This window comes from Pseudomonas allokribbensis (genome assembly GCF_014863605.1).
Lineage (GTDB): Bacteria > Pseudomonadota > Gammaproteobacteria > Pseudomonadales > Pseudomonadaceae > Aquipseudomonas > Aquipseudomonas allokribbensis.
The window spans coordinates 6,141,732-6,167,621 of sequence record NZ_CP062252.1; the positions used below are offsets into that span (position 1 = coordinate 6,141,732).

Consider the following 25,890-nt stretch of genomic DNA (forward strand, 5'->3'; position numbering starts at 1 on the left):
TCGGCACTGCGAAAAATTGACCGGGAACTCAAGTACAAGTTCCCTAAAAACCGTAAGGTCAATCACGCGCAAAAAAAGATTCTACTTCGGCGCCAGCTCCCTGAGATGACGTGCGACTGCAATCCATGCACCGATATAACCCAACAGCACCGCGCCAAGCAAGAGCGACAGACCGTCGGCAACTGGCACTCCGGCCAGCGCAAAATCACTGCCGTACAAGCCGGCCAGCCCAACCACCGCGTCGTTCAGCCAGTTCAGGCCGAACGCCAGCACACCCCAGGACAGCAGCCCCGCACCGAAACCATACAACGCGCCCATATAAAGGAAGGGACGACGTACATAGCTGTCAGTGCCGCCGACGAGTTTAATCACTTCTATCTCGGTGCGGCGGTTTTCAATATGAAGACGAATGGTATTGCCTATCACCAAAAGTAATGCGGAAACCAGCAACACCGTCAGACCGAAGACAAAGCGGTCGCCGAGCTTGAGGATGGCAGCCAGACGCTCGACCCAGACTAGATCAAGTTGCGCCTGTTGTACCTTGGGCAGCTCGGAAAGTTTTTGTCTTAATGCTTCCAGCGTCGACTTGTCGACCTCGTTCGGCGTGACCAGCACCACGCCCGGCAGCGGGTTTTCCGGCAGCTCGCGCAGGGCTTCGCCCAATCCGGACTGCTGCTGGAACTCTTCCAGTGCCTGATCGCGGCCGACATATTCAGCATCAGCTACACCAGGCATGCCTTTGATCTGATCGCGCAGTTTCTCGCCCTGAGCCGGACTGGCTTCGAGCTCCAGGTACAGCGAGATCTGTGCCGCACGCTGCCAAGAACCACCCAGGCGCTCGACGTTGTTCAGCAACAGCGACAGCCCCATCGGCAGACTCAGTGCGACCGCCATCACCATGCAGGTGAAGAAGCTGCCGATCGGCTGCTTGCCGAGGCGGCGCAGGCTGTCGAGCAGACTGGCACGGTGGTTTTCCACCCAGGCACGGAACAGCGTGGCGAAATCCGGGCCATCGTCATCGTCGTGCTTTTTCTTTTTTGGCGGCTGCGGATCGGCGGCTTTCGGGGCCACACGCTCGGAAACCTTCGGACTACGTGTCGCACTCATTCGCCAGCCTCCCCGTCACCGATCAATCGGCCGCGTTGCAGGGTCAGCATGCGATGGCGCATGCGCGCAATCAGGGCCAGGTCGTGACTGGCGATCAGCACGCTGGTGCCCAGACGGTTGATGTCTTCGAACACACCCATGATTTCGGCTGCCAGACGCGGGTCGAGGTTACCGGTCGGTTCGTCCGCCAGCAGCAGGGCCGGACGGTGAACGATGGCGCGGGCAATGCCGACGCGCTGTTGCTGACCGGTGGACAGGTCGCCGGGGTACAGATCGGTCTTGTCCGACAGCGCCACGCGCTCCAGCGCCGAATCGACGCGCTTGGCGATTTCCGCCTTGGACAGCCCGAGGATCTGCAACGGCAGCGCGACGTTGTTGAACACCGTGCGATCGAACAACAGTTGATGATTCTGGAACACCACGCCGATCTGCCGGCGCAGGAACGGAATCTGCGCATTGCTGATGGTGCTCAGGTCTTGCCCGGCCAGCAGCAGTTTGCCGCTGGTCGGACGCTCCATCGCCAGCAGCAGGCGCAACAACGTGGATTTACCGGCACCGGAATGGCCGGTGACAAACAGGAACTCGCCGCGACGGACTCGAAAGCTCAGCTCATGCAAGCCGACGTGACCGTTCGGGTAGCGTTTACCGACCTGTTCGAAACGAATCATGAACGCTCCCGCTCGGCAAACAGTGCCTGGACAAAGGGTTCGGCTTCAAAGGTACGCAGATCGTCGATGCCTTCACCGACGCCGATGTAGCGGATCGGCAGGCCGAATTGCTTGGCCAGGGCGAAAATCACCCCGCCCTTGGCGGTGCCGTCGAGCTTGGTCAGCGCCAGGCCAGTCAGTTCGACGGTCTGGTTGAATTGCTTGGCCTGGTTGATGGCGTTCTGACCGGTACCGGCGTCGAGCACCAGCAGCACTTCGTGCGGCGCATCGGCGTCGAGCTTGCCGATTACCCGGCGAACCTTCTTCAGTTCTTCCATCAGGTTGTCTTTGGTGTGCAGACGACCGGCGGTGTCGGCGATCAGCACATCGATGCCACGGGCCTTGGCGGCCTGCACGGCGTCGAAGATCACCGAGGCCGAGTCAGCGCCAGTGTGCTGGGCGATCACCGGAATCTTGTTGCGCTCGCCCCAGACCTGCAACTGCTCGACCGCCGCCGCACGGAAGGTGTCACCGGCGGCGAGCATGACTTTCTTGCCTTCCAGTTGCAGCTTCTTCGCCAGTTTGCCGATGGTGGTGGTTTTGCCGGCACCGTTGACGCCGACCACGAGGATCACGAACGGCTTGTTCTGCGAAACGATCTTCAGCGGCTGCTCGACCGGCTTGAGCATCGCAGACAGCTCGGCTTGCAGGGATTTGTACAGTGCGTCGGAATCGGCCAATTCCTTGCGTGCGACCTTCTGGGTCAGACGCTGGATGATCACCGACGTGGCTTCGACGCCGACGTCAGCGGTCAGCAGACGGGTTTCGAGGTCGTCGAGCAACTCGTCATCGATGGCTTTCTTGCCGAGGAACAGACTGGCCATGCCCTCGCCGATGCTGGCACTGGTCTTCGACAGGCCTTGCTTGAGACGGGCGAAGAAGCCGGCCTTGGTTTCTTCGGTGCGAGGCGCAGCGACCGGAGTTTCGACGACCGCGACAGGCGCAACGACGACCGGTGCAGGTGCAGGTGCAGGTGCAGGTGCAGGTGCAGGTGCAGGTGCAGGTGCAGGCTCGGGGATTTCGATAGCCGGAGCAACCGGAGCAACCGGAGCAACTGCGACAGGCTCTGCAGGAACCGGTGCGGTCTCGATCACAGGCTCGGCCGCCGGAACGGGAACCGGCTCAGGCACCCAAGCAACCGGCGCAGGAATTACCGGCGTCACATGCGGTGCAGCCTCTTCAACCAGTGCCACCGGCTCTTCGGCCACCGGCAAGGTCAGCCACGGCTGGGCAACCGGAGTCAGCGGCAGTTCGGCGGCAGCCGGCATTTCAGGTTCGGCCTCAGCCACCGGTTGCAACACAGGCTCGGCAATCGGCAGCACAACCGGTGCCGGCACTTCTTCTATGACAGGTGCTGGTGCCGGGGAAGGCTCAGGAATGGCCGTCGGCTGTTCGACGACGGGTTCCTGCGGTTTCTTGCGCAGCCATCCGAACAGGCTTTTCTTCTCGCCAGCCGCAGCTGGGGTCTTCTTGTCGTCGTTGGAACCAAACATGGAGGACGGCTATCTCACGGTAGCGACGCGCCACAGGGGCGCCCCGGCAAATAAATATTCGATGCAGAACAGACTGCGTTTCACCCAGCTTGTTCACGCGCAACATTTTGTCGAAGCGCCAACGGCACCTCAAAGGAATCGTTTTAATGAAGGACTAGCCGGCAAAATCGGCGAAAAAGCGAAGTTTAGCTGATAAACCAAGGCCTTCTGCCGCAAACCCATACAACCTGATCAAGTTTCAAAACCGGATAGGCGTGGTCGCCGGTAAAACGGATCAGTATCCTAGCACCTCCTCGCCCGCCTAGGCTAAGACCAAGCGGGCAGCCGAACAGGTTTAAAAACGAATGAATGCTCTAGCCCGCCGCGCCGCAGGCCTGCTGCTCAGCACAGTCTGCCTGCCCCTTTCGGCCCTGGCGGCCGACCCGCAACCGACCCACGAATTCACCCTCGACAACGGCTTGAAGGTCGTCGTGCGCGAAGACCATCGCGCACCAGTAGTGGTCTCGCAGGTCTGGTACAAGGTTGGTTCCAGCTACGAAACACCGGGCCAGACCGGTCTGTCCCACGCCCTTGAGCACATGATGTTCAAGGGCAGCGAGAAAGTCGGCCCCGGTGAAGCCTCGCTGATCCTGCGCGACCTCGGCGCCGAAGAGAACGCGTTCACCAGCGATGACTTCACCGCCTACTACCAGGTGCTGGCCCGTGACCGCCTGGGCGTAGCCTTTGAACTGGAAGCCGACCGCATGGCCAATCTGCGTCTGCCGGCCGACGAGTTCGCCAAGGAAATCGAAGTCATCAAGGAAGAGCGCCGCCTGCGCACCGACGACAAACCGATGTCCAAGGCTTACGAGCGCTACAAGGCCATGGCCTACCCGGCCAGCGGCTATCACACGCCGACCATCGGCTGGATGGCCGACCTCGACCGGATGAAGGTCGAAGAGCTGCGCCACTGGTACCAGTCCTGGTATGTGCCGAACAACGCCACGCTGGTGGTGGTCGGTGACGTGACCCCGGACGAGGTGAAAACCCTCGCCCAGCGCTATTTCGGGCCGATCCCGAAACGCGACGTGCCACCGGCGAAAAAACCGCTGGAACTGGCCGAACCCGGCGAACGCCAGATCACTCTGCATGTGCAGACCCAACTGCCCAGCCTGATGCTCGGTTTCAACGTGCCAAGCCTGGCCACCGTCGAGGACAAGCGCTCCATCAATGCCTTGCGCCTGATTTCGGCGCTGCTGGACGGCGGCTACAGCGGTCGTATCCCGACCCAACTGGAGCGCGGCGAAGAACTGGTGTCCGGCGGTTCATCGAGTTATGACGCCTACACACGCGGTGACAGCCTGTTCACCCTGTCCGCCACACCGAACACCCAGAAGAAAAAGACCATGGCCCAGGCTGAAGCCGGTCTGTGGAAACTGCTGGAACAGTTGAAAACCACCGCACCGTCCGCCGAAGAACTGGAGCGCGTGCGTGCGCAAGTCATCGCCGGCCTGGTCTTCGAGCGTGACTCGATCACTGCCCAGGCCACCGCCATCGGCCAACTGGAGACGGTCGGCCTGTCGTGGAAATTGATGGACACCGAACTGGCCGATCTGGAAAGCGTCACCCCGCAAGACATCCAGAACGCCGCCAAGCTGTATTTCACCCGCGAACGTCTCAGCGTCGCCCACGTCCTGCCACTGGAGACGACTCATGAGTGAGCGCAAAACCCCACGCCTGTTGCTGCTCGGCCTGATCACCGTGGCGGTGATCGGCTCCGCCGCGTTCTACCTCGCGCCGAGCGACAACAGCAAGGCCAGCGAAGCACTGGATAACGCCAAGACCAGCCAGAAGCTGCAATCGCTGGCAGAACTCGACGGCAAGGCCCCGGCCAGCCGCAAGCTCGACGTGCAGACCTGGAACACCGCCGAAGGCGCCAAGGTGCTGTTCGTCGAAGCTCGCGAACTGCCGATGTTCGACATGCGCCTGATCTTTTCCGCCGGCAGCAGCCAGGACGGCAACGCGCCAGGCCTGGCCCTGCTGACCAACGCCATGCTCAACGAAGGCGTGGCCGGCAAGGATGTCGGCGCCATCGCCCAGGGCTTTGAAGGCCTGGGCGCGGATTTCGGCAACGGCGCCTACAAGGACATGGCCATCGCATCACTGCGTAGCCTGAGTGCCGCCGACAAACGCGAACCGGCGCTGAAGCTGTTCTCCGAAGTGATCGGCAAACCGACCTTCCCCGCCGACTCCTTCGCCCGCATCAAGAACCAGATGCTCGCCGGTTTCGAATACCAGAAACAGAGCCCCGGCAAACTCGCCAGCCTGGAATTGATGAAGCGCCTGTACGGCGATCACCCGTACGCGCACTCCAGCGATGGCAGCGCGCAAAGCGTACCGAAGATCACCCTGGCGCAACTGCGTGAGTTCCACGCCAAGGCGTATGCCGCCGGCAACGTGGTGATTGCGCTGGTCGGCGACTTGTCCCGTGCCGAGGCCGAGGCAATTGCCAATCAGGTTTCTGCCGCCCTGCCAAAAGGCCCGGCGCTGGCGAAGATCGCCCAGCCGCAGGAGCCGAAGGCCAGCGTCGGCCATATCGAGTTCCCGTCCAAGCAGACCAATCTGATGCTTGCGCAACTGGGCATCGACCGTGACGACCCGGACTACGCCGCACTGTCGATGGGCAACCAGATCCTCGGCGGTGGTGGTTTCGGCACTCGTTTGATGAGTGAAGTCCGCGAGAAACGTGGTCTGGCCTACACCGTGTATTCGGCGTTCAGCCCGATGCAGGCGCGCGGCCCGTTCATGATCAATCTGCAGACCCGCGCGGAAATGAGCGAAGGCACCCTGAAACTGGTGCAGGATGTGCTCGCCGACTACCTGAAGACCGGCCCGACCCAGAAAGAACTTGACGACGCCAAGCGTGAACTGGCCGGCAGCTTCCCGCTGTCCACTGCGAGCAACGCCGATATCGTCGGCCAACTCGGCGCCATGGGTTTCTACAACCTGCCGCTGAATTATCTGGACGACTTCATGCGTCAGTCCCAGAGCCTGACCGTCGAGCAGGTTCGCGACGCCCTGAACAAACACCTGAGCACGGACAAACTGGTCATCGTCAGCGTTGGCCCGACCGTGCCGCAAAAGCCGTTACCGGCCCCATCTGATAAACCTGCCGAGCAGCCGCTCGGGGTTCCGGAGCATTAATGGCCAGTCCAAAGAAACCTGTACAAAAACTGCACAACGGTGTGAACCAGTTGCGCATCATCGGCGGCGAATGGCGCAGCCGCAAACTGAGCTTCCCTGATGCGCCGGGCCTGCGTCCGACGCCGGACCGGGTGCGTGAAACCCTGTTCAACTGGCTCGCGCCGTACGTTGCCGGGGCCAAGGTGCTCGATCCGTTTGCCGGCAGCGGCGCGCTGTTCCTGGAAGCGCTGTCTCGCGGCGCGTCCATGGGCCAGGCGCTGGATGCCAGCCATGTCGCGGTCTCCAGCCTGAAAGAACACCTCGGCACGCTGCGCTGCACCAACGGCCACGTGCAGACCGCCGATGCCTTGCGCTATCTGGAGACCCAGACCGCGACCGCGTTCGATCTGGTGTTCCTCGACCCGCCGTTCAACCAGAACCTGCTGCCCGCCGTGTGCACGCTGCTGGAAGAACGCCAATGGCTGGCCGATGATTCGTGGATCTACACTGAAAGCGAAACCGCGCCATCGACCCTCGGCCTGCCAGGCAACTGGCGCCTGCACCGCGAGCAGAAATCCGGGCGGGTGTACTACGCGTTGTGGCAACGTATGGCAGTGATCGCCGGTTAACCGACCGGCCTGAAAAAGCGGCGAGCTTCAGCCGAGGCTCGCTGCGCTGCATCGAGAGCAATCGTGTCCCCTTCGTCAAAACCGTTCATCCCCGCCTTCGGCCTCGGCAATCCGCACCTGCAAACCTTGTGGGGGCCGCTGTGGCGCAAAACCGTGCACCTTGATCGCCAGCGCGAACGACTGTGGCTGGACGACGGCGATTTCCTCGACCTTGACTGGCACGGCCCCCACAGTGCGGAAGCGCCGTTGGTATTGGTGCTGCACGGGCTGACTGGTTCTTCCAATTCGCCGTACGTCGCCGGAATCCAGGCAGCGCTCGCCGCCCAAGGCTGGGCCAGTGTTGCGCTGAACTGGCGTGGCTGCTCGGGCGAGCCGAACCTGTTGCCGCGCAGCTACCATTCCGGCGCCAGCGAAGACCTCGCCGAAACCATCCGTCATCTGAAAGCCAAGCGGCCACTGGCGCCGCTGTATGCGGTCGGCTACTCCCTCGGTGGCAACGTGCTGCTCAAACATCTGGGGGAAACCGGCAGCGCCAGCGGCGTGCTCGGCGCGGTGGCGGTGTCGGTGCCGTTTCGTCTGGATCAGTGCGCCGATCGTATCGGCCAGGGTTTCTCGAAGGTCTATCAGGCGCACTTCATGCGCGAGATGGTGGCCTACATCAAGAACAAGCAGCGCCAGTTCCAGCACGACGGCCGCGAGGAGGGTCTTGCCGCATTGGCCGCCCTCGGCTCGCTGGAAAACATGCGCACCTTCTGGGATTTCGACGGCCGGGTGACGGCGCCACTGAATGGCTTTGCCGATGCCGAGGATTACTATCGCCGGGCATCAAGCCGCTACTTTCTTGGCGAGATCCGTACACCGACCCTGATCATTCAGGCGGCGGACGATCCGTTCGTGTTCCCCCACAGCCTCCCTTCGGCCAGTGAGCTGTCGAGCTCGACCGCGTTCGAATTGCAGGCCCGGGGCGGGCATGTCGGCTTCGTCGATGGCTCGTTCCGCCAACCGGGTTATTACCTGGAACGGCGCATTCCCCAATGGCTGGCCGACTCGGGGCGCGGGTGACGTCATGAGCGAACAGGGCGAGTCGATCCGTTTCTGGCAAACCGCGCCACTGGCCGGGGTCGAATTACTGTCGGCGCGCTACATCGAGCATCGCTTCGCCCCGCATGTCCACGACGGCTACGTGATCGGCATGATCATGGCCGGCGCCCAGCGCTACCGCTATCGCGGCGCCGAACACCTGGCCGGCAGCGGCACGCTGGTGCTGATCAACCCGGACGAATTGCACACCGGCCACAAAGGCACCGAGGACGGTTGGCTGTACCGGGCGTTTTATCCGGATACCGGCAAGATTGTCTCGCTGCTCGAAGAACTGGAACTGCCGACTGCGCCGATGCCGGCTTTTGGCGCGACGCTCTATCGCGATCCGGATCTGGTCAACGGCTTCAGCCAGTTGCACCGCTTGCTGGAAAGCCCCGCCACCGCGCTGCAACAGCAAACGGTGTGGCGCGAAATGATGATGCTGCTGTTGCAACGCCACGCGGCGGTGCAGATCAACGGCAAACCCGGCAAGGAACATCGTGCGGTGGTGATGGCCAAGGAATTGCTGCACGCACAACTGGCGGCGCCACCCTCGCTGGAAGAACTGGCGGCAGCGGTGAACCTGTCGCCCTTCCACTTCGCCCGGGTGTTCCGCCGCGCCACCGGCATGCCGCCGCACACCTGGCTGATGCAACAGCGGATTGCCTGCGCGCGGGGCTTGTTGCAGAGCGGCTGCCTGCCAGTGGAGGTCGCCACACAGTTGGGCTTTGCCGATCAGAGTCATCTGAGTCGGCAATTCAAACAGGTATATGGCGTGGGACCAGCGGCCTATCGCAGTGCGCGGCTGGACCGCTGAACGCGCTTACTCGCCGGTGGCGATACCGCGCGAAGGCTCATTGATCCACTCGCTCCACGACCCGGCATACAGCGAACCCAACGGATAACCCGCCAGGCACAGGGCGAACAGGTTGTGACACGCCGTCACCCCCGAGCCGCAATACGCCACCAGATCGGCCGGCGACCGCGCGCCGAGTTTCGCGGCAAAGCGCTGCTTGAGCTGGTCGGCCGGCAGGAAACGCCCGTCGCTGCCCAGGTTGTCGGTGAACGCCGCGCATTGCGCGCCTGGGATGTGCCCGGCGATCGGGTCGATCGGCTCCACTTCACCCTTGAAACGCGGCAAGGCGCGGGCATCGAGCAGAGTCAGAGCCGGTTGACCGAGGCGTTGCTGCAATTGCTCGGCGCTGAGCAGCAGCAGTTTGTCCGGATGCCCGCTGAACGTCCCGCGAGTCACCGAAGGCGCATCCAGGCTCAGCGGCAGACCGGCCGCGTGCCAGGCCTTGAGCCCGCCATCGAGAATGAACACGCCGTCGCGCTTGCCCAGCCAGGCCAGCAACCACCAGGCCCGCGCCGCGTAGGCACCGGGGCCGTCGTCATACAGAACCACGTCGCTGTCGTTGTTGATGCCGAAGGCTTGCAGGCGCTCGATCAGCGCTGCCGGCTCCGGCAACGGATGACGCCCGGTCACGCCCTTGGTCACCGGGCCGCTGAGGTCTCGCTCAAGATCGGCATAGCTCGCCCCGGCAATGTGTCCTTCGGCATAGCTGCGCTGGCCGTAGTCCGGGTCTTCGAGGGCAAAACGGCAGTCGAGAATCACCAGCCCCGGTTGCTCCTTGCGGGCATCCAGCGTGGTCGGGCTGATCAGTTGCGCAATCGGCATAGCGAACGACTCCTGTGAGCGGATGGGTCAGGACCTTTCTTCGAGGGCCTGGGCCAACGGTACGTAGAACTCTTCGAACAGTGCGTTGACCTCATCGCGGGCCTGCTCGGTGACAAACCCCGCTTCCAGCACCAACACCTGATACACGCCACGTTTAATGGCCTGCTCGCTGAGGTGATTGGAGTTTTCCCGGGTCGTGCACAGAAAACGCACCCAGGAGGTAAGGATGATCCACGCGTTGAGGGTCAGGGATTCGATCTGCACCCGGTCCATCTTCAGGATGCCGGCGGCGACGAAGCCTTCATAGATTGCTGCCCCCTGAATCACACAGCGCTGGGAAAAGCGCCGGTAACGCCCGGCCAGGTCCGGGTCGCTGTCGAGCAGGTGCTCGAGATCGCGATGCAGGAAACGGTAGCGCCACATCGCCGACAGCAGTTCCTTGAGATAGAAACGCTTGTCTTCGACTGTCGCCGCACGCCCCTGAGGCGGGCGCAGGAAGCTGTCCACCAGGCTTTCGTACTCACTGAACAGCACGGAGATGATCGCCTGCTTGTTGGGGAAGTGGTAGTACAGGTTGCCCGGAGAAATCTCCATGTGAGCGGCGATGTGGTTGGTGCTGATGCTGCGCTCGCCCTGCTGATTGAACAGCTCGAGGCTGTTCTGCACGATGCGCTCGCTGGTTTTGATCCGTGGGGCCATGGCTTGAGCTTTAATTCAGAGTGCGTTGGGGGGCATCTTACGACCTAACCGGAATGGGATAAAACCATGACGCACAAGGAAGTCATTTGACTTTCTAGAGCATAGACTCTAAAAAGTTCCTCACGACAACAAATCCGGAGCCGACAATGACCGCCGATATTGCCTACCTGCAATCGTTGCAACAGCCGCTGGAAGAGCTCAACCGGTTGTTCAACGCGCAGCGCGCCGCCTACGCCGCCAACCCGATGCCGCCGGCCGCCCAGCGTCAGCAGTGGCTCAAGGCGTTGCGCGATCTGCTGAGCAGCGAACGGCAGGCGCTGGTCGAAGCGATCAGTTCGGACTTCAGCCATCGCAGCGCCGATGAAACCCTGCTCGCCGAGTTGATGCCAAGCCTGCATGGCATTCATTACGCCAGTCGGCATATCAGCCAGTGGATGAAGCCTTCGCGGCGCAAAGTGGGTGTCGCCTTCCAGCCGGCGTCGGCGAAAGTCGTGTACCAACCGCTGGGCGTGGTTGGCGTTATCGTGCCGTGGAACTACCCGCTGTTCCTGGCCATGGGCCCGTTGACCGGCGCGCTCGCAGCGGGCAATCGGGTGATGCTCAAACTCAGCGAATCGACCCCGGCCACCGGCCTGCTGCTCAAGGAATTACTGGCGCGGATCTTCCCGGAAGACCTGGTTTGCGTGGTGCTGGGCGAGGCCGATGTCGGCGTGGCGTTCTCGAAACTGCGCTTCGATCACCTGCTGTTCACCGGCGCCACCAGCATCGGCAAGCACGTGATGCGCGCAGCGGCGGAAAACCTCACGCCAGTGACTCTCGAACTGGGCGGCAAATCCCCGGCCATCGTCTCCCGCGATGTGCCGCTCAAGGACGCCGCCGAACGCATCGCCTTCGGCAAGACGCTCAACGCCGGCCAGACCTGCGTGGCCCCGGACTACGTGCTGGTGCCGGAAGACCGGGTCGGCGGTTTCGTCGAAGCCTATCGCCAGGCCGTGCGCGGGTTTTATCCGACACTCGCCGACAACCCGGACTACACCGCCATCATCAACGAGCGCCAATTGGCGCGGCTGAACAGCTACCTCAGCGACGCCACCAGCAAGGGCGCGCTGCTGATTCCGCTGTTCGATCAGGGCCAGGGCCGACGCATGCCTCACAGCCTGCTGCTGAATGTCAGTGACGAGATGACGGTGATGCAGGACGAAATCTTCGGCCCGCTGCTGCCGATCGTGCCGTATCAGGATCTGGATCAGGCATTTGCTTACATCAATCAACGGCCACGTCCTCTGGCTCTTTACTACTTCGGCTACGACAAACGCGAACAAAAACGCGTGCTCCACGAAACCCATTCCGGTGGCGTCTGCCTCAACGATACGTTGCTGCATGTGGCCCAGGACGACATGCCCTTCGGCGGTATCGGCCCATCGGGCATGGGCCATTACCACGGACACGAAGGTTTCCTGACCTTCAGCAAGGCCAAGGGTGTGCTGGTTAAACAGCGCTTCAACGCGGCGAAGCTGATCTATCCGCCGTACGGCAAATCCATTCAGAAACTGATCCAGAAACTGTTCATTCGCTAACGTCACCGCCGGGTAATAACAACAATGCACCCAAGCCTGACCGAAACACCTGCACTGTCGCGCCGTGGCCTGCTGAAATTCAGCCTGGGCGCCACGGCTTTCCTCGCCACCGCCGGCCTCGGCGCCAGCCTCAGCGGCTGTTCGTCGAGCGTATCGGCCAACGGATTCACCACGTTGCGCAGCGGTGACCTGCTGTTTCTGCGCGCGCTGATTCCGGTGATGCTCGATGGCGCTGTCGCAGTGGAGAAGATGCCCGCCGCTGTCGACGGAGCGCTGAAGTCCCTGGATTACAGCCTCGATCACCTGTCGCCGGAAATGCTCAAACTCACCCGGCAACTGTTCGACGTACTGGGCATGTCCGTGACCCGAGGACCGCTGACCGGAATATGGGGCAGCTGGGAAAACGCCAGTCCCGAGGCGATCCGACACTTCCTCGATCGCTGGGAAAACAGCTCGTTGAGCCTGCTGCGCATGGGCCACAGCTCCCTGCAGCAAATGGTGATGATGGCCTGGTACACCCGCGCCGAATCCTGGGCGCACTGTGGTTATCCCGGCCCACCCACCGTCTGAGACGCGCGCCTCCCCCGAACAATAATAAGAGAGCCTGATTGATGCCCGTACCTGACCCGTTTCGCGAAGGCCTTGCCCGTGGCTGGAAAACCTACAACGGCGCACAACTGACCGACGACCTGACTCTGGAAGCCGACGTGGCCATCATCGGCAGCGGTGCCGGCGGCGGCACCACGGCGGAAATCCTCAGCGCCGCCGGTTATAAAGTGCTGCTGATCGAAGAAGGTCCGCTCAAGACCAGCAGCGACTTCAAGATGCTGGAGGACAAGGCCTACAGCAGCCTCTATCAGGAAGGCATCGGTCGCATGAGCAAGGACGGCGCGATCACCATCCTTCAGGGTCGCGCGGTCGGCGGTACCACCCTGATCAACTGGACATCGAGCTTCCGAACCCCCGAGCCGACCCTCGAACACTGGGCTAAAGAACACAACGTCAAAGGCCACAGCCCCGCCGACATGGCGCCGTGGTTCGAAAAAATGGAGCAGCGCCTCGGCGTTGCGCCATGGATGATCCCACCCAACGCCAACAACGACGTGATCCGCAAAGGCTGCGAACAACTGGGCTACAGCTGGCACTTGATCCCGCGCAACGTGCGCGGCTGCTGGAATCTGGGTTATTGCGGCATGGGCTGCCCGACCAACGCCAAGCAATCGATGATGGTCACGACCATTCCGGCAACCCTGGAAAAGGGCGGCGAACTGCTCTATCTGGCCCGCGCCGAGAAGCTGTTGATCAGCGGCGACAAAGTGACCGGGCTGCAATGCGTGGCGATGGACGAACGCTGCGTCGAGCCGACCGGACGCAAGATCACGGTCAAGGCCCGCCATTACGTGCTGGCCGGCGGCGGGATCAACAGCCCTGCCCTGCTGCTGCGCTCGGATGCGCCGGATCCCCATCAGCGCCTCGGCAAACGCACCTTTCTGCACCCGGTGAACATGTCCGCCGGGCGCTTCGACGAGGTCATCAACCCGTTTTATGGCGCGCCGCAGTCGATCTACTCCGACCACTTCCAGTGGAAGGACGGCACCACCGGGCCGATGGCCTTCAAACTCGAAGTGCCGCCGCTGCACCCGGCGCTGGCCGCCACCCTGCTCGGCGGCTTCGGCCAGGAAAACGCGCAGCACATGGCGGATCTTCCGCACACCCACGCCATGCTGGCGTTGCTGCGTGACGGCTTTCATCAGGACAGCCAGGGCGGCAGTGTCGAATTGCGTGGCGACGGCTCGCCGGTGCTCGATTATCAGGTGTCGTCCTACGCCTGGGACGGTTTGCGCCGGGCCTTCCACGTCATGGCCGAAATCCAGTTCGCCGGTGGCGCCAAAGCGGTGATGCCGATGCACGCCGATGCGCGCTACGTGAACAGTCTGGCCGAGGCACGCAAAATGATCGACGGCTTGAGCCTTGAGCTGTACCGCACACGCCTGGGCAGCGCCCACGTCATGGGCGGTTGCGCGATGGGCGAAGACCCGAAAACCGCCGTCACCGATAGCCTTGGCCGGCATCATCAACTGCGCAATCTGTCGATTCATGACGGCTCGCTGTTCCCCACCAGCATCGGCGCCAACCCGCAGCTGTCGGTGTATGGTCTGACGGCGCAACTGGCGACATCCCTCGGCGAACGGCTGAGAAACCCGTGAAAAAGCCGAAGATTCGTACCGTCTATAGTGCTTTCTTACCCAAAAGGCGACTTGGCCGACCGGGACGGCTGCGATACCATCCGACTCCCCAACGGATTCCCGCCAGGACGACGCGATGAACCGAGTGTTGTACCCAGGTACCTTCGACCCTATTACCAAGGGCCATGGCGATCTGGTCGAACGCGCCTCGCGCCTGTTCGACCATGTGATCATCGCCGTCGCCGCCAGCCCCAAGAAGAATCCGCTGTTCCCGCTGGAACAACGGGTCGAGCTGGCTCGCGAGGTCACCAAACACCTGCCGAACGTGGAAGTGGTCGGCTTCTCGACGCTGCTGGCGCATTTCGCCAAAGAGCAGAACGCCAACGTGTTCCTGCGTGGTTTGCGCGCGGTGTCGGACTTCGAATACGAATTCCAGCTGGCCAACATGAACCGCCAACTGGCACCGGATGTGGAGAGCCTGTTCCTCACCCCGTCCGAGCGTTATTCGTTCATTTCCTCGACGCTGGTGCGGGAAATTGCAGCCCTGGGCGGCGATATCAGCAAGTTCGTCCACCCGGCAGTGGCTGACGCACTGACCCTGCGCTTCAAGAAGTAACGACCGTTCAAACGGCGCCCGCGTGCACTGCGGGCGCCAATGCGGCACAATTGCGCGCATTGATTTATTGCGCCCGGGCCCGCCGCCCCGGCTGGAGTTAGCATGTCCCTGATCATCACCGACGATTGCATCAACTGCGACGTCTGCGAACCTGAGTGCCCGAACGCCGCCATTTCCCAGGGCGAAGAGATCTACGTGATCGACCCGAACCTCTGCACCCAGTGCGTCGGCCACTACGACGAGCCGCAGTGCCAGCAGGTCTGCCCGGTGGATTGCATTCCACTGGACGAAGCCCATCCGGAGACTGAAGAACAGTTGATGGAGAAGTACCGCAAGATTACCGGCAAGGCTTGAGCCTCTGACCCCGATCGCAGCGCCAGGCTGCGATCGCGTCATTCACGCTGCTCGAATCCTTCCCCGGTACAGCCCAGGCAGCGCACGAACGCCGCTTTCGCCGGTGCCACCACCAGCGCCTCCCCCGCATCGCCGACGCCGCCACCCAGCGCGGTAAACGGCAAAGACACCACAAACGCCCCCGCACCGATCACTGTCGCCGCTACCAGCAAGGGGCGGGCAATCAGCAGATCGCCGAGCATGGCGTAGGCCGGTGGGTTCTGGATCGCGTATCGCGGGTCACCGCTGCCGCCTTCCGTGGCATGAACGGTCAGGCCGGAACACAGCAGCAGTGCGAGGAACAGGGCTTGCGAGGATTTCATGGCACGATCCTTCGGGCTGAACAGTGAGACAACTCACTATAGACCGTAGGACTTTTTCAGCTTTTACGCTCAGCTTTGGCAGCGCGGACAGAAGACGCTGGCACGCTGACCCAGTTTCACTTCCCGCAAACCGGTGCCGCAGACTTTGCAGTGCTCGTTACCACGCCCGTAGACAAACAATTCCTGCTGGAAATACCCCGGCTGCCCATCACCGCCGATGAAATCACGCAACGTGGTGCCGCCACGTTCGATGGCGGCGGCGAGGATGCGCTTGATCTCGATTGCCAGCTTCAGATAGCGCGCCCGGGAAATGCCCTTGGCTTCGCGACGCGGATCGATACCGGCGGCGAACAGTGCTTCAGTCGCGTAAATATTGCCGACGCCCACCACCACTGCGTTATCCATGATGAACGGTTTGACCGCCATCGACCGCCCGCGTGACAACTGATAGAGACGCTCGCCATCAAACAGATCGGTCAACGGCTCAGGCCCCAGACGAATCAGCAATTCGTGATTGAGCGGGTCGGTACTCCAGAGCATCGCGCCGAAGCGCCGCGGATCGGTGTAGCGCAGGGCCAGGCCGGATTCCAGCTCGATGTCGACATGCTCGTGTTTGGCCGCCGGCAGCCCGACTTCAACCAGCCGCAGATTGCCCGACATGCCCAAGTGACTGATCAGCGTGCCGACCTCGGCGTTGATCAGCAGATACTTGGCGCGCCGCTCGACCAGCACGATACGCTGCCCGGACAGGCGCACATCGAGGTCTTCGGGAATCGGCCAGCGCAGCCGCCGGTCACGCACAATCACCCGGCTGACGCGCTGGCCTTCCAGGTGCGGGGCGATGCCGCGACGGGTGGTTTCGACTTCCGGCAATTCAGGCATGAGTTCCTCGAATCATTAACTACTTGAATCAGTGCGCGCCAAGTTCGCGGATCGTCTGCTTCAACGTTTCGAAGTCGTAATCCGAGAGGCCGATGTATTCGAGCACCAGCGGCCCGACGGCCTGCCATTCGAAGTCTTCGGTCTGGTTGCCCAGCACCCGATACGACGCGCAGATGTGCTCGGCCATTTTCAGGATCGCCAGCAGGTTTTTCATCTGGCTGTTGCGCGAAGTCTCGTCGCTGAAGATCGCCATCGCATTGTGGTGGTTGGCGATGGCCGCGCTGACGTGTTCCGGCAGGCGCCAGGACTTGGCGGTGTAGTAACCGACCACCGAGTGATTGGTGTTGTAGACATCGTTCTCGGTGTCCACAACCCGGCGTTCGGCACCCGCGTTGGCATAGGCCTCTTCGAGTGTCTTCATGTAATCCGGGAAACGCTGGAGCATCAGCGGCACGCCGCAGTCATGGAACAGGCCCAATGCGTAGGCCTCGTCGCTCGCCTCGGTGCCGACGCGCTTGGCCAGGGTCAGGCAGGTCATGGCCACGTCCTGGGCGGTATCCCAGAAGCGGTTCAGGGTGACGATGGTGTCATCGTTCATCTCGCCCTTGATCGACATCGCGTTGATCAGGTTGATGATCGAACGACTGCCCAGCAGGTTCACCGCGCGCTTGATCGAAGTGATCTTGTTGCTCAGGCCGTAATACGGCGAATTGACGATTTTCAACAGAGAGCCGGACAGGCCGGGATCCTGGGAGATCAGCTTGGCGATCGTCTCCAGGTCCGGGTCGGGCATGTACTGCTCCATTTGCAGATCCACCATGATCTGCGGTTGCGCAGGCACGCTGATGCCTTGCAGGGACTGTTGAATCTGTTCGGTGGTCAGCTCTTGGGACATAAGTACACACTCTGGGACAGGCGGCGATTCTAACCCCTAAAAACCGACGAACGACACATCGGGGACAGATCGGCGGAAACTTTCATTCAAGACCATTTGGCCAATTCTGCCTTCATCCGCTGACAGGCCGGGCTTACGCGCCACATGTCCAGCACCGAACCCGCGTGCAGCGCAACACGGTATACTCCCGCTCTTTTTTCCGGAGCGACGTCATGTCCCTGCCTAGCTTGCGCCTCAAAGCCAACGCCGACCGTCGCCTGCGCGCCGGTCACCTGTGGATCTACAGCAACGAAATCGACGTGGCCGCGACCCCGTTGCACGGCTTCAAGGCCGGCGACCAAGCGATCCTCGAAGCCGCCGGCGGCAAGCCGCTGGGCATCGTCGCCATGAGCCCGAACAACCTGATCTGCGCCCGCCTGCTGTCGCGCGACATCAAGCTGCCGCTGGACAAGTCGCTGCTGGTGCACCGCCTGAACGTGGCCCTGTCCCTGCGCGATCGCCTGTTCGACAAGCCGTTCTATCGTCTGGTCTACGGTGATTCCGACCTGCTGCCGGGTCTGGTCGTCGACCGTTTCGGCGACATCCTCGTGGTGCAGATCGCTTCGGCGACCATGGAAGCCCATAAAGATGACGTGATCGCGGCGCTGACCCAAGTGCTCAAGCCAAGCGGCATCCTGTTCAAGAACGATTCCGCCGCCCGTGATGCCGAAGGCCTCGAGCGCTACACCGAAACCGTGTTCGGCCTGGTGCCGGAGTGGGTGGCGCTGGAAGAAAACGGCGTGAAATTCGAAGCCCCGGTGATTCAGGGCCAGAAAACCGGCTGGTTCTACGACCACCGCATGAACCGCGCGCGCCTGGCCCCTTACGCCAAAGGCAAACGCGTGCTGGACCTCTACAGCTACATTGGTGGCTGGGGTGTGCAGGCTGCCGCATTCGGCGCCAGCGAAGTGTTCTGCGTCGATGCCTCGGGTTTTGCCCTCGACGGTGTTGAGCGCAACGCCGCGCTGAACGGCTTCGCCGACAAGATGACCTGCATCGAAGGCGACGTCTTCGAAGCCCTGAAGGAACTCAAGGCCAGCGAAGAGCGCTTCGACGTGATCGTTGCCGACCCGCCTGCGTTCATCAAACGCAAGAAGGACATGAAAAACGGTGAAGGCGCCTACCGCCGCCTGAACGAGCAAGCCATGCGCCTGCTCAACAAGGACGGCATCCTGTTCAGCGCTTCGTGCTCGATGCACCTGCCGGAAGACGACCTGCAGAACATCCTGCTGACCAGCGCCCGTCACTTGGACCGCAACATCCAGCTGCTGGAGCGTGGTGGTCAGGGCCCGGATCACCCGGTGCACCCGGCCATTCCGGAAACTCGCTACATCAAGAGCATCACCTGCCGTCTGCTGCCCAACAGCTAACGGTATCGATGCATAAAAGAAGGGGAGCCAACAGGCTCCCCTTCTTTTTGCCTTCCGTTATTGGTTTTCCTACATTTATCGTCCGATCAACATGCAGGACTTTTCCTTACATCCATCATTTACCAATATCTAACTTACAAGACCTTTTCAAGCGAAAGACCACTCCGACAAAATTACTGGAATATTCCTACTTAATATCCACTTGCGATTAATCCATTACAAACTATTATTAAGTCGTCACCACGAGGTGGCACTCAACAAATAACGAAGCCTCAATGAACAAGGAGTTCAAACATGAAAGCAATTACTCTGGAATCCCGCAAAATCGCAAACCTGGCTTTTCTGGTTGCACCTAAAACCCGATAAGTAAGGCGGCGCTGGGTATTGCCGGCTACCCAGCGTCTTTGATGACCTATCCAGAGAGCCTTGCCTTAACATGCAAATAAATCCCTATCTATTCATATTGCCGCGCACGCCAGGACAAATAGTCTGGAACTATAAAGATCACACGCAACATGAACTCGATCTGGACTATTCATCTCGCCTGGCACAACTAATCCACAACCCCGAGCTGTACGACAACGACAACATCATAGATACACAATTACTCAATGCCGGAATACTGACAGTATCGGTAATAAACAACCCCGTCTGGGGCTGGGATGAACTGTCGAAGATTTATCACATCGGCACCCGCAACATTCCCTGCGAATATATTCCGGACAACATTCATGAATGGGCCAGACAATACCTGGAACATTGCAACGAAGTGCTCGCCTCCTCGCCCCCGGCCGATGACACGGCTGAGCGCCCCCCAGGCAGACGCATCGCTCTCCCCGCGCCGTCGACATTGAATGACGACAGTCTGTCGAACGCCTTGACCCGGCGAAAAACCTGCCGGTCCTTCACCGGTTCAGCCGTTCGGCTGAGTGATGTCGGCTCCTTGCTGTACCTGACTCTCGGCTATCTGCGCGAGCGCGAAGGCGATTGCGACGACAGCATCGCCGAAGGACTCGACGCCCGCCGCAGCAGCCCTTCCGGTGGCGGGCTCAATGCCTGCGAAGGTTACCTGCTGATCCAGAACGTCGAAGGACTGGCACCTGGCGTATATGCCTATCACCCGACCGAACACGCCTTGAGCCTGATCAACCCGTCGCCCGACACAGCGCTGGGCAATCTGCTGGGAGGCCAGCACTTCATCAACAACCTGCCACTGGGCCTGTTCATCACCGCCCGTTTCGACAGGCTCTGGTGGAAGTATCCCCACTCGCGCGCCTACCGAATGGCGTTCGTCGAGGCCGGGCATCTTTCACAGACGTTTCAACTGGCCGCCACCGCGCTAGGCATGAACACCTGGCTGACAGGCGCATTCGCCGACGATCAGGTCGACACATTGCTGCAACTGGAGAACGCTACCGAGCAACCGTTGTTCTTTGTCGGTTGCGGCGAAAGCGACGGTCAGGCGATGTGCCAGGAAATGCGCGACCTGTTGCGCGAGACGCCAGCATGAGCCTTCTCCCCCTGGCCCCGGCCTTCGAGTTTTCACTGGGCGACTGGAACACCCGCGCTTCGGTGCGTACCAGCGCCCACGATTACCGCTTGCCGGCTGACATCGCGCAACAACTGGAAACCCGTCATTGGTTCCCGCCGGCATTTCTGCCCTATCTCGCCCACCCGGCCATCGAAGCGGCGGGCCGTTCGGTAGTGCATCGGCTCACGGCCAGTCATCTGGTGCATTTTCTCGACTACACCACGTTGCTTGAACACCGCATCGTCAATCGCGCCGTGGAAGTCATCGTCCACGGCGAACTGCCGGTCGATCTTCTGCCATCCATGAAAACCGCCGCACTGCAGCTCTACACCGATGAGGGCTACCACGCCCTGTTTTCCCATCAGGTCGCGGAACAGATCGCCGGGTTCTACGCCATCACCGGGCGCCCGGTGATGCCCAGGCGCATCACGCGGATGGACGGGCTGATCGCCAGAACACCTCAAGAGCAGCGACCGCTGACGTGGTTCCTGCTTGGCTTCGTCTCGGAAACCATCATTGCCCGGGAACTGCTCGACGTCTGCCGGGACAGCCTGGTGTCCGGGGTCAACGACATGCTGCGCGATCACCTCACGGACGAAGCGCGCCACAGTCGCTACTTCACTGAAGTGTTCCACTACCTCTGGCTGCACCTGGGCGCGCAACAACGAACCTTCGCCGCCGCCACCCTGCTTGAGATCCTCGGGATCTTCTTCGAAATCGATGAACCGTGGCTGCGGCAAAGCCTGTACAACGCCGGGATCGCAGACAGCGTCGTGACGGAGATACTCGGCAAGCTGGTAACGGTGCAAGCCACCCGATCGCGCGCACGGGCAGGCAGCGTCGCCACGTTGAATGCACTGAAGAAAGCCGGATTTTTCACTGAACCTCAAAACCAGATACTTTTCGCCAAGGCAGGATTGATCGATGGATAAAGGAAAATCCGGGGTGACGACCCGACAACGTCGCGGGGCCGTCAGCCTGTTGCTGGCGATGGTGTTGCTGGGTGTATTTCCGCTGGATGTTCTGCTGCCTTCGTTCCCGGCGCTGGCCGAACACTTTCGCAGCACTCCGGCGGACATCGCACTGTCCATCAGCCTGTTCGCCGTCGGCATCGCCTTCGCCCAGTTGCTGATCGGGCCGTTGTCGGATGTGATCGGTCGCAAGGGGCTGCTGCTCGCCGGCATGAGCGTTTCAATGCTCGGTGCCCTCGGGTGTGTAATGACCTCGGACTATTCGCTGTTCCTGATATTCCGGGTCGTTCAGGCGCTGGGTTGCGGTTGCTTCGTGCTGTCCCAGGCATTGGTCCAGGATCTGTTCGAGGGCGAGGAGCGCGATCGCCTGCGAATCCTGATGGTCACCGCCGGCGGGATTTTCATCTCGGTATCGCCGCTGGCAGGCACGTTCATTCAGGCAACGCTGGGGTGGCGTGGCAGCTTCTGGGTGTTCATCGCATTATCCGCCGTGGTGTTGATCAAGGCCTGGCTGTTTCTGGAGAACACTCGGCCAACCGTCAGTGGCACACATACAAACTTCCTCACGGCTTACCGACGGGTGCTGGGAGATTTCGACTTCGTCAGCTACTGGCTGATTTCGGCATTTGCGTTCGCCTGCCACTTTTCATTCATCGTGATCTCGCCGCTGATCTTCATGGACCGGCTGCAATTGTCCGCTTACGAATTTTCCTTGATCCTGCTGATCTACGGGGCGGCGTACGTCACGGGGGGCATTCTCGCCAGCGTGCTGAGCAGGCGCATCACCAGCGGCCAGCAGATGGTCGTCGGCCTTAGCCTGATTCTGTGCGCCGGTGTGACCATGCTGTACCTGTCATCGAACTTTGCACTGGCTCCGGCGACGGTGCTGATCCCGATGCTGATCTGCACCGCCGGCACCACCATTGCCCGACCGGCCGCCACCTCCCGGGCCATGAGCCTGTTTCCGGACAACGCCGGCACCTCGGCCTCTGCCGGCAGCACGATCATTTTCATCTGCGGCGGTTTGATCAGTGCCTTGATCAGTCTGAGCCCGACCAACCTGCAATCCACCCTGGGCTACAGCTTTGTCTTGCTCAGTGGTGTGGCGCTCGCCTTGAACAACCGGATCAGCCGTCGCGCCAGAATCCTGCAAACCGGTGCCATCGCACAGCCGGGCGGCGATTAAACCTGCCAGTCGTCATTCCGCACGGGGCGTCAGCGCTGGAACAACGTTTTGCGCCATTCCCTCCTGACGCCAGCGGTGTAGAATCGCGAGATTCATCGCCATTCATCCCCGGCGGGTTTATGAGCTCAGGCTGAGACCAGCGGCGATCCCGCAACGTCATCGGCAACTTCAGGACACACGGCCATTTCTGAGTGTTCCAGACGTCAATAGAAGCTCACTCCCCTTTTGCACCTGATTAGTAAGTGATTAGCCGCCCGGAGTGTTCCATGCCAGATTACCGTTCGAAAACATCCACCCACGGCCGCAACATGGCCGGCGCCCGCGCACTGTGGCGCGCCACCGGGATGAAAGATGACGACTTCAAGAAGCCGATCATCGCGATTGCCAACTCCTTCACCCAGTTCGTACCGGGCCACGTTCACCTGAAGGACCTGGGCCAACTGGTTGCCCGTGAAATCGAACGCGCCGGTGGCGTGGCGAAAGAATTCAACACCATCGCCGTGGACGACGGCATCGCCATGGGCCACGACGGCATGCTGTATTCGCTACCGAGCCGCGAGATTATCGCCGACTCCGTCGAGTACATGGTCAACGCCCACTGCGCCGACGCCATCGTCTGCATCTCGAACTGCGACAAGATCACCCCGGGCATGCTGATGGCCGCCCTGCGCCTGAACATTCCGGTGATCTTCGTCTCCGGCGGCCCGATGGAAGCCGGCAAGACCAAACTGGCCAGCCACGGTCTCGACCTCGTCGACGCCATGGTCATCGCCGCCGACTCCAGCGCTTCTGACGAGAAGGTTGCCGAGTACGAGCGCAGCGCCTGCCCGACCTGCGGTTCGTGCTCCGGCATGTTCACCGCCAACTCGATGAACTGTTTGACCGAAGCCCTGGGCCTCGCACTGCCGGGCAACGGTTCGACCCTGGCCACCCACAGCGACCGCGAACAGCTGTTCCTGCAGGCCGGCCGCACCATCGTCGAACTGTGCAAACGCTACTACGGCGAGAACGACGAGTCGGTACTGCCGCGCAACATCGCCAACTTCAAGGCGTTTGAGAACGCGATGATGCTCGACATCGCCATGGGCGGCTCGACCAACACCATCCTGCACCTGCTGGCCGCTGCCCAGGAAGCCGAGATCGCGTTCGACCTGCGCGACATCGATCGCCTGTCGCGCGTAGTGCCACAACTGTGCAAAGTCGCGCCGAACATCCAGAAGTACCACATGGAAGACGTGCACCGCGCCGGCGGCATCTTCAGCATCCTCGGTTCGCTGGCCCGTGGCGGCCTGCTGCACACCGACCTGCCGACCGTGCACAGCCGCAGCATGGAAGAAGCCATCGCCAAGTGGGACATTACCCAGACCGACGATGAAGCCGTACACCACTTCTTCAAGGCCGGCCCGGCAGGCATTCCGACGCAAACAGCGTTCAGCCAGTCGACCCGTTGGGAAACCCTGGACGACGACCGCGAAAACGGCTGCATCCGCAGCTTCGAGCACGCCTATTCGAAAGAAGGCGGCCTGGCCGTGCTGTACGGCAACATCGCCCTGGACGGCTGCGTGGTGAAAACCGCCGGCGTCGATGAATCGATCCACGTCTTCGAAGGCAACGCGAAGATCTTCGAAAGCCAGGACAGCGCCGTGCGCGGCATCCTCGCCGACGAAGTAAAGGAAGGCGACATCGTCATCATTCGCTACGAAGGCCCGAAAGGCGGCCCGGGCATGCAGGAAATGCTCTACCCGACGTCGTACCTGAAATCCAAAGGCCTGGGCAAAGCCTGCGCCCTGCTGACCGATGGCCGTTTCTCCGGCGGCACCTCCGGCCTGTCCATCGGCCACGCTTCGCCAGAAGCTGCAGCCGGCGGCGCGATCGGTCTGGTGCAGGACGGTGACAAGGTGCTGATCGACATTCCGAACCGCTCGATCAACCTGTTGATCAGCGACGAAGAACTGGCGGCACGCCGGGTCGAGCAGGACAAGAAGGGCTGGAAACCGGTGGAAATACGTCCACGCAAAGTGACCACCGCCCTCAAGGCCTACGCCCTGCTGGCGACCAGCGCCGACAAGGGTGCGGTGCGTAACAAGGCGATGCTCGACGGGCTGTGATACTTAACCGTCGCGCATAAAAATGCCCCGCCAAGTGCGGGGCATTTTTTTGCCTTGAGGATTACTGAATCTCTTCCGGCTTCACGATCACCCAGTTCTTGTCCGCCGTCACCGGCAAACCTTCCTTCGCCTGAGCTGCTGCGTGCTTGGCCATCATGCCGTTGAGCTGGGTCATGTACTTGTCCTTGCGGTTGACCCACAGGTGAATGCCGCCCTTGGCCACGTCGACGCTGTGGAACAGCATGTAGCCGTCGCTGCTCGGGGTGTCGCCGCCCACCAGCACCGGTTTTTTCCATTCGTCGATGTAGGTCAGGATCGCCGCGTGCTTGCCGGCCATCCAGGTCGCCGGGGTCCACAGGTAAGGCGTCAGTTCCAGGCCGAGATTGGCCTTCTCGTCATACTTGCCGGCGGTGATCTGCTTGCGCGCGGTGGTCAGTTCGCCGGTCTTTGGATCCTTGAGCAGCAGCGATACACCGATCACGTTCTGCGGTTTGACGTTGTAGCCGTACTTCGGATCGGCCGCGACCATCCGCACCAGTTCTTCGGAGGCGGCGGTCATCACGTAGACCTCGATGCCGTTCTCCATCAACTTGTTGTACAACTCGGCCTGACCGGCGAAGACTTTCGGCGGCTGGACGTCGAGGTTCTTCACCACATCGCCATCGTAATAAGTCGCCGGCACCGGTTTGCCCGACGCCATCAGCTCATCGACGTAGCCTTTGAGTTCCTTGAGGGTGAAACCGGAGAACACCTGCGCGACCCATGGGTAGCAGACCATGTCGTCGACTTCGCAGAGGCGATAGTAGTAGCTGAACAGGCTTTCCTTGTGGTCGGCGGTGTCCTTGAACGGCATCAGTTTCAGGGAGGGGTCGAGCTTGTCGCGGGTGATCAGGCCCTTGTTTTCCATGAACGGCAGCAACGACTCTTCGAGGTCGTAGCGGTAGCTGGTGTTGTCCATGTCGAACACCGCGTAGTTACCCTTGTTGGCATTGGCGGCGATCATCGCGTCCAGCGCCTTGGCCTGATCCGCCGGCCAGTGTTTCAGGTCGGTGGCAAAAGCCTGAGTGGCCAGGCCCATCCCCACAGTCAGCGCGACAGCCAGAAATTTCGGTGCAAACTTCATGGACACTTCTCCCTGAGTCAAAGAAATCGACGCTAACAAATAAATGTGACAGTCCTCGTCTGTCAGCGACCGTCCGCGTCCCTTCCGCGCCAGTTGCATCCCCGAGAGCGACACACGCTTATTCCAAAAACGACG

25 protein-coding genes are annotated in these 25,890 nt (G+C 61.3%); 16 read left to right on the top strand and 9 right to left on the bottom strand.

Translation table 11 applies throughout. The annotated features are described in order from the left end of the window. Positions 1-81: 81 nt before the first annotated feature. Genes ftsX through ftsY form a run of 3 tightly spaced genes read right to left on the bottom strand, consistent with a single transcriptional unit; the run spans position 82 to position 3,307 of the window. Entirely contained in the window at positions 82-1,107 is a 1,026-nt protein-coding gene (gene ftsX / locus IF199_RS28280) for a permease-like cell division protein FtsX (RefSeq protein ID WP_096817585.1), read from the bottom strand. After that, the gene (gene ftsE, locus IF199_RS28285; protein ID WP_008065082.1) at positions 1,104-1,775 is read right to left on the bottom strand and encodes a cell division ATP-binding protein FtsE; all 672 of its coding nucleotides are present in this window, start codon (positions 1,773-1,775) and stop codon (positions 1,104-1,106) included. The genes ftsX and ftsE overlap by 4 nt, the downstream gene beginning before the upstream one ends. Beyond that, positions 1,772-3,307 (bottom strand): signal recognition particle-docking protein FtsY, encoded by a 1,536-nt coding sequence (gene ftsY / locus IF199_RS28290; RefSeq protein ID WP_192559216.1) that lies wholly within the window; start codon positions 3,305-3,307, stop codon positions 1,772-1,774. Before ftsY ends, ftsE begins: the two co-directional genes overlap by 4 nt. Here ftsY and IF199_RS28295 point away from each other — a divergent pair. The 6 genes from IF199_RS28295 to IF199_RS28320 all read left to right on the top strand — a co-directional run bounded on the left by IF199_RS28295 (position 3,306) and on the right by IF199_RS28320 (position 8,995). Beyond that, positions 3,306-3,500 (top strand): hypothetical protein, encoded by a 195-nt coding sequence (locus IF199_RS28295; RefSeq protein WP_096817581.1) that lies wholly within the window; start codon positions 3,306-3,308, stop codon positions 3,498-3,500. The genes ftsY and IF199_RS28295 overlap by 2 nt on opposite strands. Before the next feature lie 151 nt (positions 3,501-3,651). Then, the gene (locus IF199_RS28300; RefSeq protein ID WP_096817578.1) at positions 3,652-5,007 is read left to right on the top strand and encodes a M16 family metallopeptidase; all 1,356 of its coding nucleotides are present in this window, start codon (positions 3,652-3,654) and stop codon (positions 5,005-5,007) included. Further along, positions 5,000-6,490, top strand: coding sequence for a M16 family metallopeptidase (locus tag IF199_RS28305; protein ID WP_192559217.1), 1,491 nt, complete (start codon positions 5,000-5,002; stop codon positions 6,488-6,490). The genes IF199_RS28300 and IF199_RS28305 overlap by 8 nt, the downstream gene beginning before the upstream one ends. Continuing rightward, positions 6,490-7,098, top strand: coding sequence for a 16S rRNA (guanine(966)-N(2))-methyltransferase RsmD (rsmD, locus tag IF199_RS28310; protein ID WP_096817575.1), 609 nt, complete (start codon positions 6,490-6,492; stop codon positions 7,096-7,098). The genes IF199_RS28305 and rsmD overlap by 1 nt, the downstream gene beginning before the upstream one ends. 63 nt (positions 7,099-7,161) lie before the next feature. Then, positions 7,162-8,160, top strand: coding sequence for a hydrolase (locus tag IF199_RS28315; RefSeq protein ID WP_192559218.1), 999 nt, complete (start codon positions 7,162-7,164; stop codon positions 8,158-8,160). Positions 8,161-8,164: 4 nt separating this feature from the next. Beyond that, positions 8,165-8,995 (top strand): AraC family transcriptional regulator, encoded by an 831-nt coding sequence (locus IF199_RS28320; protein ID WP_085731553.1) that lies wholly within the window; start codon positions 8,165-8,167, stop codon positions 8,993-8,995. A gap of 6 nt (positions 8,996-9,001) precedes the next feature. On the opposite strand, the gene IF199_RS28325 is transcribed toward IF199_RS28320, so the two are convergent. Together IF199_RS28325 and IF199_RS28330 are read right to left on the bottom strand one after the other, a co-directional pair. Continuing rightward, a complete protein-coding gene (locus tag IF199_RS28325; protein WP_192559219.1) occupies positions 9,002-9,856 on the bottom strand; it encodes a sulfurtransferase in 855 nt (284 codons plus the stop codon). A 27-nt stretch (positions 9,857-9,883) separates the two neighbouring features. Further along, the gene (locus tag IF199_RS28330; protein WP_096817567.1) at positions 9,884-10,555 is read right to left on the bottom strand and encodes a TetR/AcrR family transcriptional regulator; all 672 of its coding nucleotides are present in this window, start codon (positions 10,553-10,555) and stop codon (positions 9,884-9,886) included. Between the two features lie 146 nt (positions 10,556-10,701). On the opposite strand from IF199_RS28330, the gene IF199_RS28335 reads away from it, so the two are divergent. The 5 genes from IF199_RS28335 to IF199_RS28355 all read left to right on the top strand — a co-directional run bounded on the left by IF199_RS28335 (position 10,702) and on the right by IF199_RS28355 (position 15,288). Then, positions 10,702-12,132, top strand: a complete 1,431-nt coding sequence (locus tag IF199_RS28335) for a coniferyl aldehyde dehydrogenase (RefSeq protein WP_096817565.1) — start codon at positions 10,702-10,704, stop codon at positions 12,130-12,132. Positions 12,133-12,156: 24 nt separating this feature from the next. After that, positions 12,157-12,702, top strand: coding sequence for a twin-arginine translocation pathway signal protein (locus tag IF199_RS28340; RefSeq protein ID WP_192559220.1), 546 nt, complete (start codon positions 12,157-12,159; stop codon positions 12,700-12,702). A gap of 41 nt (positions 12,703-12,743) precedes the next feature. Then, positions 12,744-14,339 (top strand): GMC family oxidoreductase, encoded by a 1,596-nt coding sequence (locus IF199_RS28345; RefSeq protein ID WP_192559221.1) that lies wholly within the window; start codon positions 12,744-12,746, stop codon positions 14,337-14,339. A 115-nt stretch (positions 14,340-14,454) separates the two neighbouring features. Further along, positions 14,455-14,934 (top strand): pantetheine-phosphate adenylyltransferase, encoded by a 480-nt coding sequence (gene coaD, locus IF199_RS28350; RefSeq protein ID WP_003229157.1) that lies wholly within the window; start codon positions 14,455-14,457, stop codon positions 14,932-14,934. Between the two features lie 102 nt (positions 14,935-15,036). Beyond that, on the top strand, positions 15,037-15,288 hold the full coding sequence (locus tag IF199_RS28355; protein ID WP_003195146.1) for a YfhL family 4Fe-4S dicluster ferredoxin: 252 nt from the start codon (positions 15,037-15,039) through the stop codon (positions 15,286-15,288). Between the two features lie 38 nt (positions 15,289-15,326). Here the strand turns inward: IF199_RS28355 and IF199_RS28360 are convergent, their stop codons facing one another. The 3 genes from IF199_RS28360 to IF199_RS28370 all read right to left on the bottom strand — a co-directional run bounded on the left by IF199_RS28360 (position 15,327) and on the right by IF199_RS28370 (position 17,373). Then, a complete protein-coding gene (locus IF199_RS28360; RefSeq protein ID WP_096817559.1) occupies positions 15,327-15,650 on the bottom strand; it encodes a multidrug transporter in 324 nt (107 codons plus the stop codon). Positions 15,651-15,719: 69 nt separating this feature from the next. After that, positions 15,720-16,532, bottom strand: coding sequence for a bifunctional DNA-formamidopyrimidine glycosylase/DNA-(apurinic or apyrimidinic site) lyase (gene mutM, locus IF199_RS28365; protein ID WP_192559222.1), 813 nt, complete (start codon positions 16,530-16,532; stop codon positions 15,720-15,722). A 28-nt stretch (positions 16,533-16,560) separates the two neighbouring features. Then, complete coding sequence (locus tag IF199_RS28370; RefSeq protein ID WP_173861305.1) at positions 16,561-17,373, bottom strand: HDOD domain-containing protein; 813 nt, start codon at positions 17,371-17,373, stop codon at positions 16,561-16,563. A gap of 266 nt (positions 17,374-17,639) precedes the next feature. Between IF199_RS28370 and IF199_RS28375 the strand changes: the two genes are divergently transcribed. The 5 genes from IF199_RS28375 (at position 17,640) to ilvD (ending at position 24,632) form a co-directional block, all read left to right on the top strand. Beyond that, positions 17,640-18,836: a class I SAM-dependent rRNA methyltransferase gene (locus IF199_RS28375; protein ID WP_096817544.1), complete on the top strand. Its 1,197-nt coding sequence runs from the start codon at positions 17,640-17,642 to the stop codon at positions 18,834-18,836. Between the two features lie 436 nt (positions 18,837-19,272). After that, entirely contained in the window at positions 19,273-20,346 is a 1,074-nt protein-coding gene (locus IF199_RS28380) for a SagB family peptide dehydrogenase (RefSeq protein WP_192559223.1), read from the top strand. Continuing rightward, on the top strand, positions 20,343-21,299 hold the full coding sequence (locus tag IF199_RS28385; RefSeq protein WP_192559224.1) for a diiron oxygenase: 957 nt from the start codon (positions 20,343-20,345) through the stop codon (positions 21,297-21,299). The genes IF199_RS28380 and IF199_RS28385 overlap by 4 nt, the downstream gene beginning before the upstream one ends. Next, positions 21,292-22,524, top strand: a complete 1,233-nt coding sequence (locus IF199_RS28390; protein WP_192559225.1) for a multidrug effflux MFS transporter — start codon at positions 21,292-21,294, stop codon at positions 22,522-22,524. Before IF199_RS28385 ends, IF199_RS28390 begins: the two co-directional genes overlap by 8 nt. 266 nt (positions 22,525-22,790) lie before the next feature. Further along, on the top strand, positions 22,791-24,632 hold the full coding sequence (gene ilvD / locus IF199_RS28395) for a dihydroxy-acid dehydratase (protein WP_096817537.1): 1,842 nt from the start codon (positions 22,791-22,793) through the stop codon (positions 24,630-24,632). Positions 24,633-24,693: 61 nt separating this feature from the next. Here ilvD and IF199_RS28400 read toward each other — a convergent pair whose 3' ends face one another. Then, positions 24,694-25,755 (bottom strand): HAD family hydrolase, encoded by a 1,062-nt coding sequence (locus tag IF199_RS28400; RefSeq protein ID WP_096817534.1) that lies wholly within the window; start codon positions 25,753-25,755, stop codon positions 24,694-24,696. Between the last annotated feature and the right edge of the window lie 135 nt (positions 25,756-25,890).

Coding starts and splice junctions, on each gene's coding strand:
- IF199_RS28360 (WP_096817559.1), bottom strand. CDS start 15,650: ATGAAATCCTCGCAAGCCCTGTTCCTCGCACTGCTGCTGTGTTCCGGC.
- coaD (WP_003229157.1), top strand. CDS start 14,455: ATGAACCGAGTGTTGTACCCAGGTACCTTCGACCCTATTACCAAGGGC.
- IF199_RS28325 (WP_192559219.1), bottom strand. CDS start 9,856: ATGCCGATTGCGCAACTGATCAGCCCGACCACGCTGGATGCCCGCAAG.
- IF199_RS28330 (WP_096817567.1), bottom strand. CDS start 10,555: ATGGCCCCACGGATCAAAACCAGCGAGCGCATCGTGCAGAACAGCCTC.
- IF199_RS28385 (WP_192559224.1), top strand. CDS start 20,343: ATGAGCCTTCTCCCCCTGGCCCCGGCCTTCGAGTTTTCACTGGGCGAC.
- IF199_RS28295 (WP_096817581.1), top strand. CDS start 3,306: ATGGAGGACGGCTATCTCACGGTAGCGACGCGCCACAGGGGCGCCCCG.
- IF199_RS28345 (WP_192559221.1), top strand. CDS start 12,744: ATGCCCGTACCTGACCCGTTTCGCGAAGGCCTTGCCCGTGGCTGGAAA.
- ftsX (WP_096817585.1), bottom strand. CDS start 1,107: ATGAGTGCGACACGTAGTCCGAAGGTTTCCGAGCGTGTGGCCCCGAAA.
- IF199_RS28320 (WP_085731553.1), top strand. CDS start 8,165: ATGAGCGAACAGGGCGAGTCGATCCGTTTCTGGCAAACCGCGCCACTG.
- IF199_RS28335 (WP_096817565.1), top strand. CDS start 10,702: ATGACCGCCGATATTGCCTACCTGCAATCGTTGCAACAGCCGCTGGAA.
- rsmD (WP_096817575.1), top strand. CDS start 6,490: ATGGCCAGTCCAAAGAAACCTGTACAAAAACTGCACAACGGTGTGAAC.
- ftsY (WP_192559216.1), bottom strand. CDS start 3,307: ATGTTTGGTTCCAACGACGACAAGAAGACCCCAGCTGCGGCTGGCGAG.
- IF199_RS28380 (WP_192559223.1), top strand. CDS start 19,273: ATGCAAATAAATCCCTATCTATTCATATTGCCGCGCACGCCAGGACAA.
- IF199_RS28375 (WP_096817544.1), top strand. CDS start 17,640: ATGTCCCTGCCTAGCTTGCGCCTCAAAGCCAACGCCGACCGTCGCCTG.
- mutM (WP_192559222.1), bottom strand. CDS start 16,532: ATGCCTGAATTGCCGGAAGTCGAAACCACCCGTCGCGGCATCGCCCCG.
- IF199_RS28390 (WP_192559225.1), top strand. CDS start 21,292: ATGGATAAAGGAAAATCCGGGGTGACGACCCGACAACGTCGCGGGGCC.
- IF199_RS28400 (WP_096817534.1), bottom strand. CDS start 25,755: ATGAAGTTTGCACCGAAATTTCTGGCTGTCGCGCTGACTGTGGGGATG.
- IF199_RS28340 (WP_192559220.1), top strand. CDS start 12,157: ATGCACCCAAGCCTGACCGAAACACCTGCACTGTCGCGCCGTGGCCTG.
- ftsE (WP_008065082.1), bottom strand. CDS start 1,775: ATGATTCGTTTCGAACAGGTCGGTAAACGCTACCCGAACGGTCACGTC.
- IF199_RS28305 (WP_192559217.1), top strand. CDS start 5,000: ATGAGTGAGCGCAAAACCCCACGCCTGTTGCTGCTCGGCCTGATCACC.
- IF199_RS28355 (WP_003195146.1), top strand. CDS start 15,037: ATGTCCCTGATCATCACCGACGATTGCATCAACTGCGACGTCTGCGAA.
- ilvD (WP_096817537.1), top strand. CDS start 22,791: ATGCCAGATTACCGTTCGAAAACATCCACCCACGGCCGCAACATGGCC.
- IF199_RS28300 (WP_096817578.1), top strand. CDS start 3,652: ATGAATGCTCTAGCCCGCCGCGCCGCAGGCCTGCTGCTCAGCACAGTC.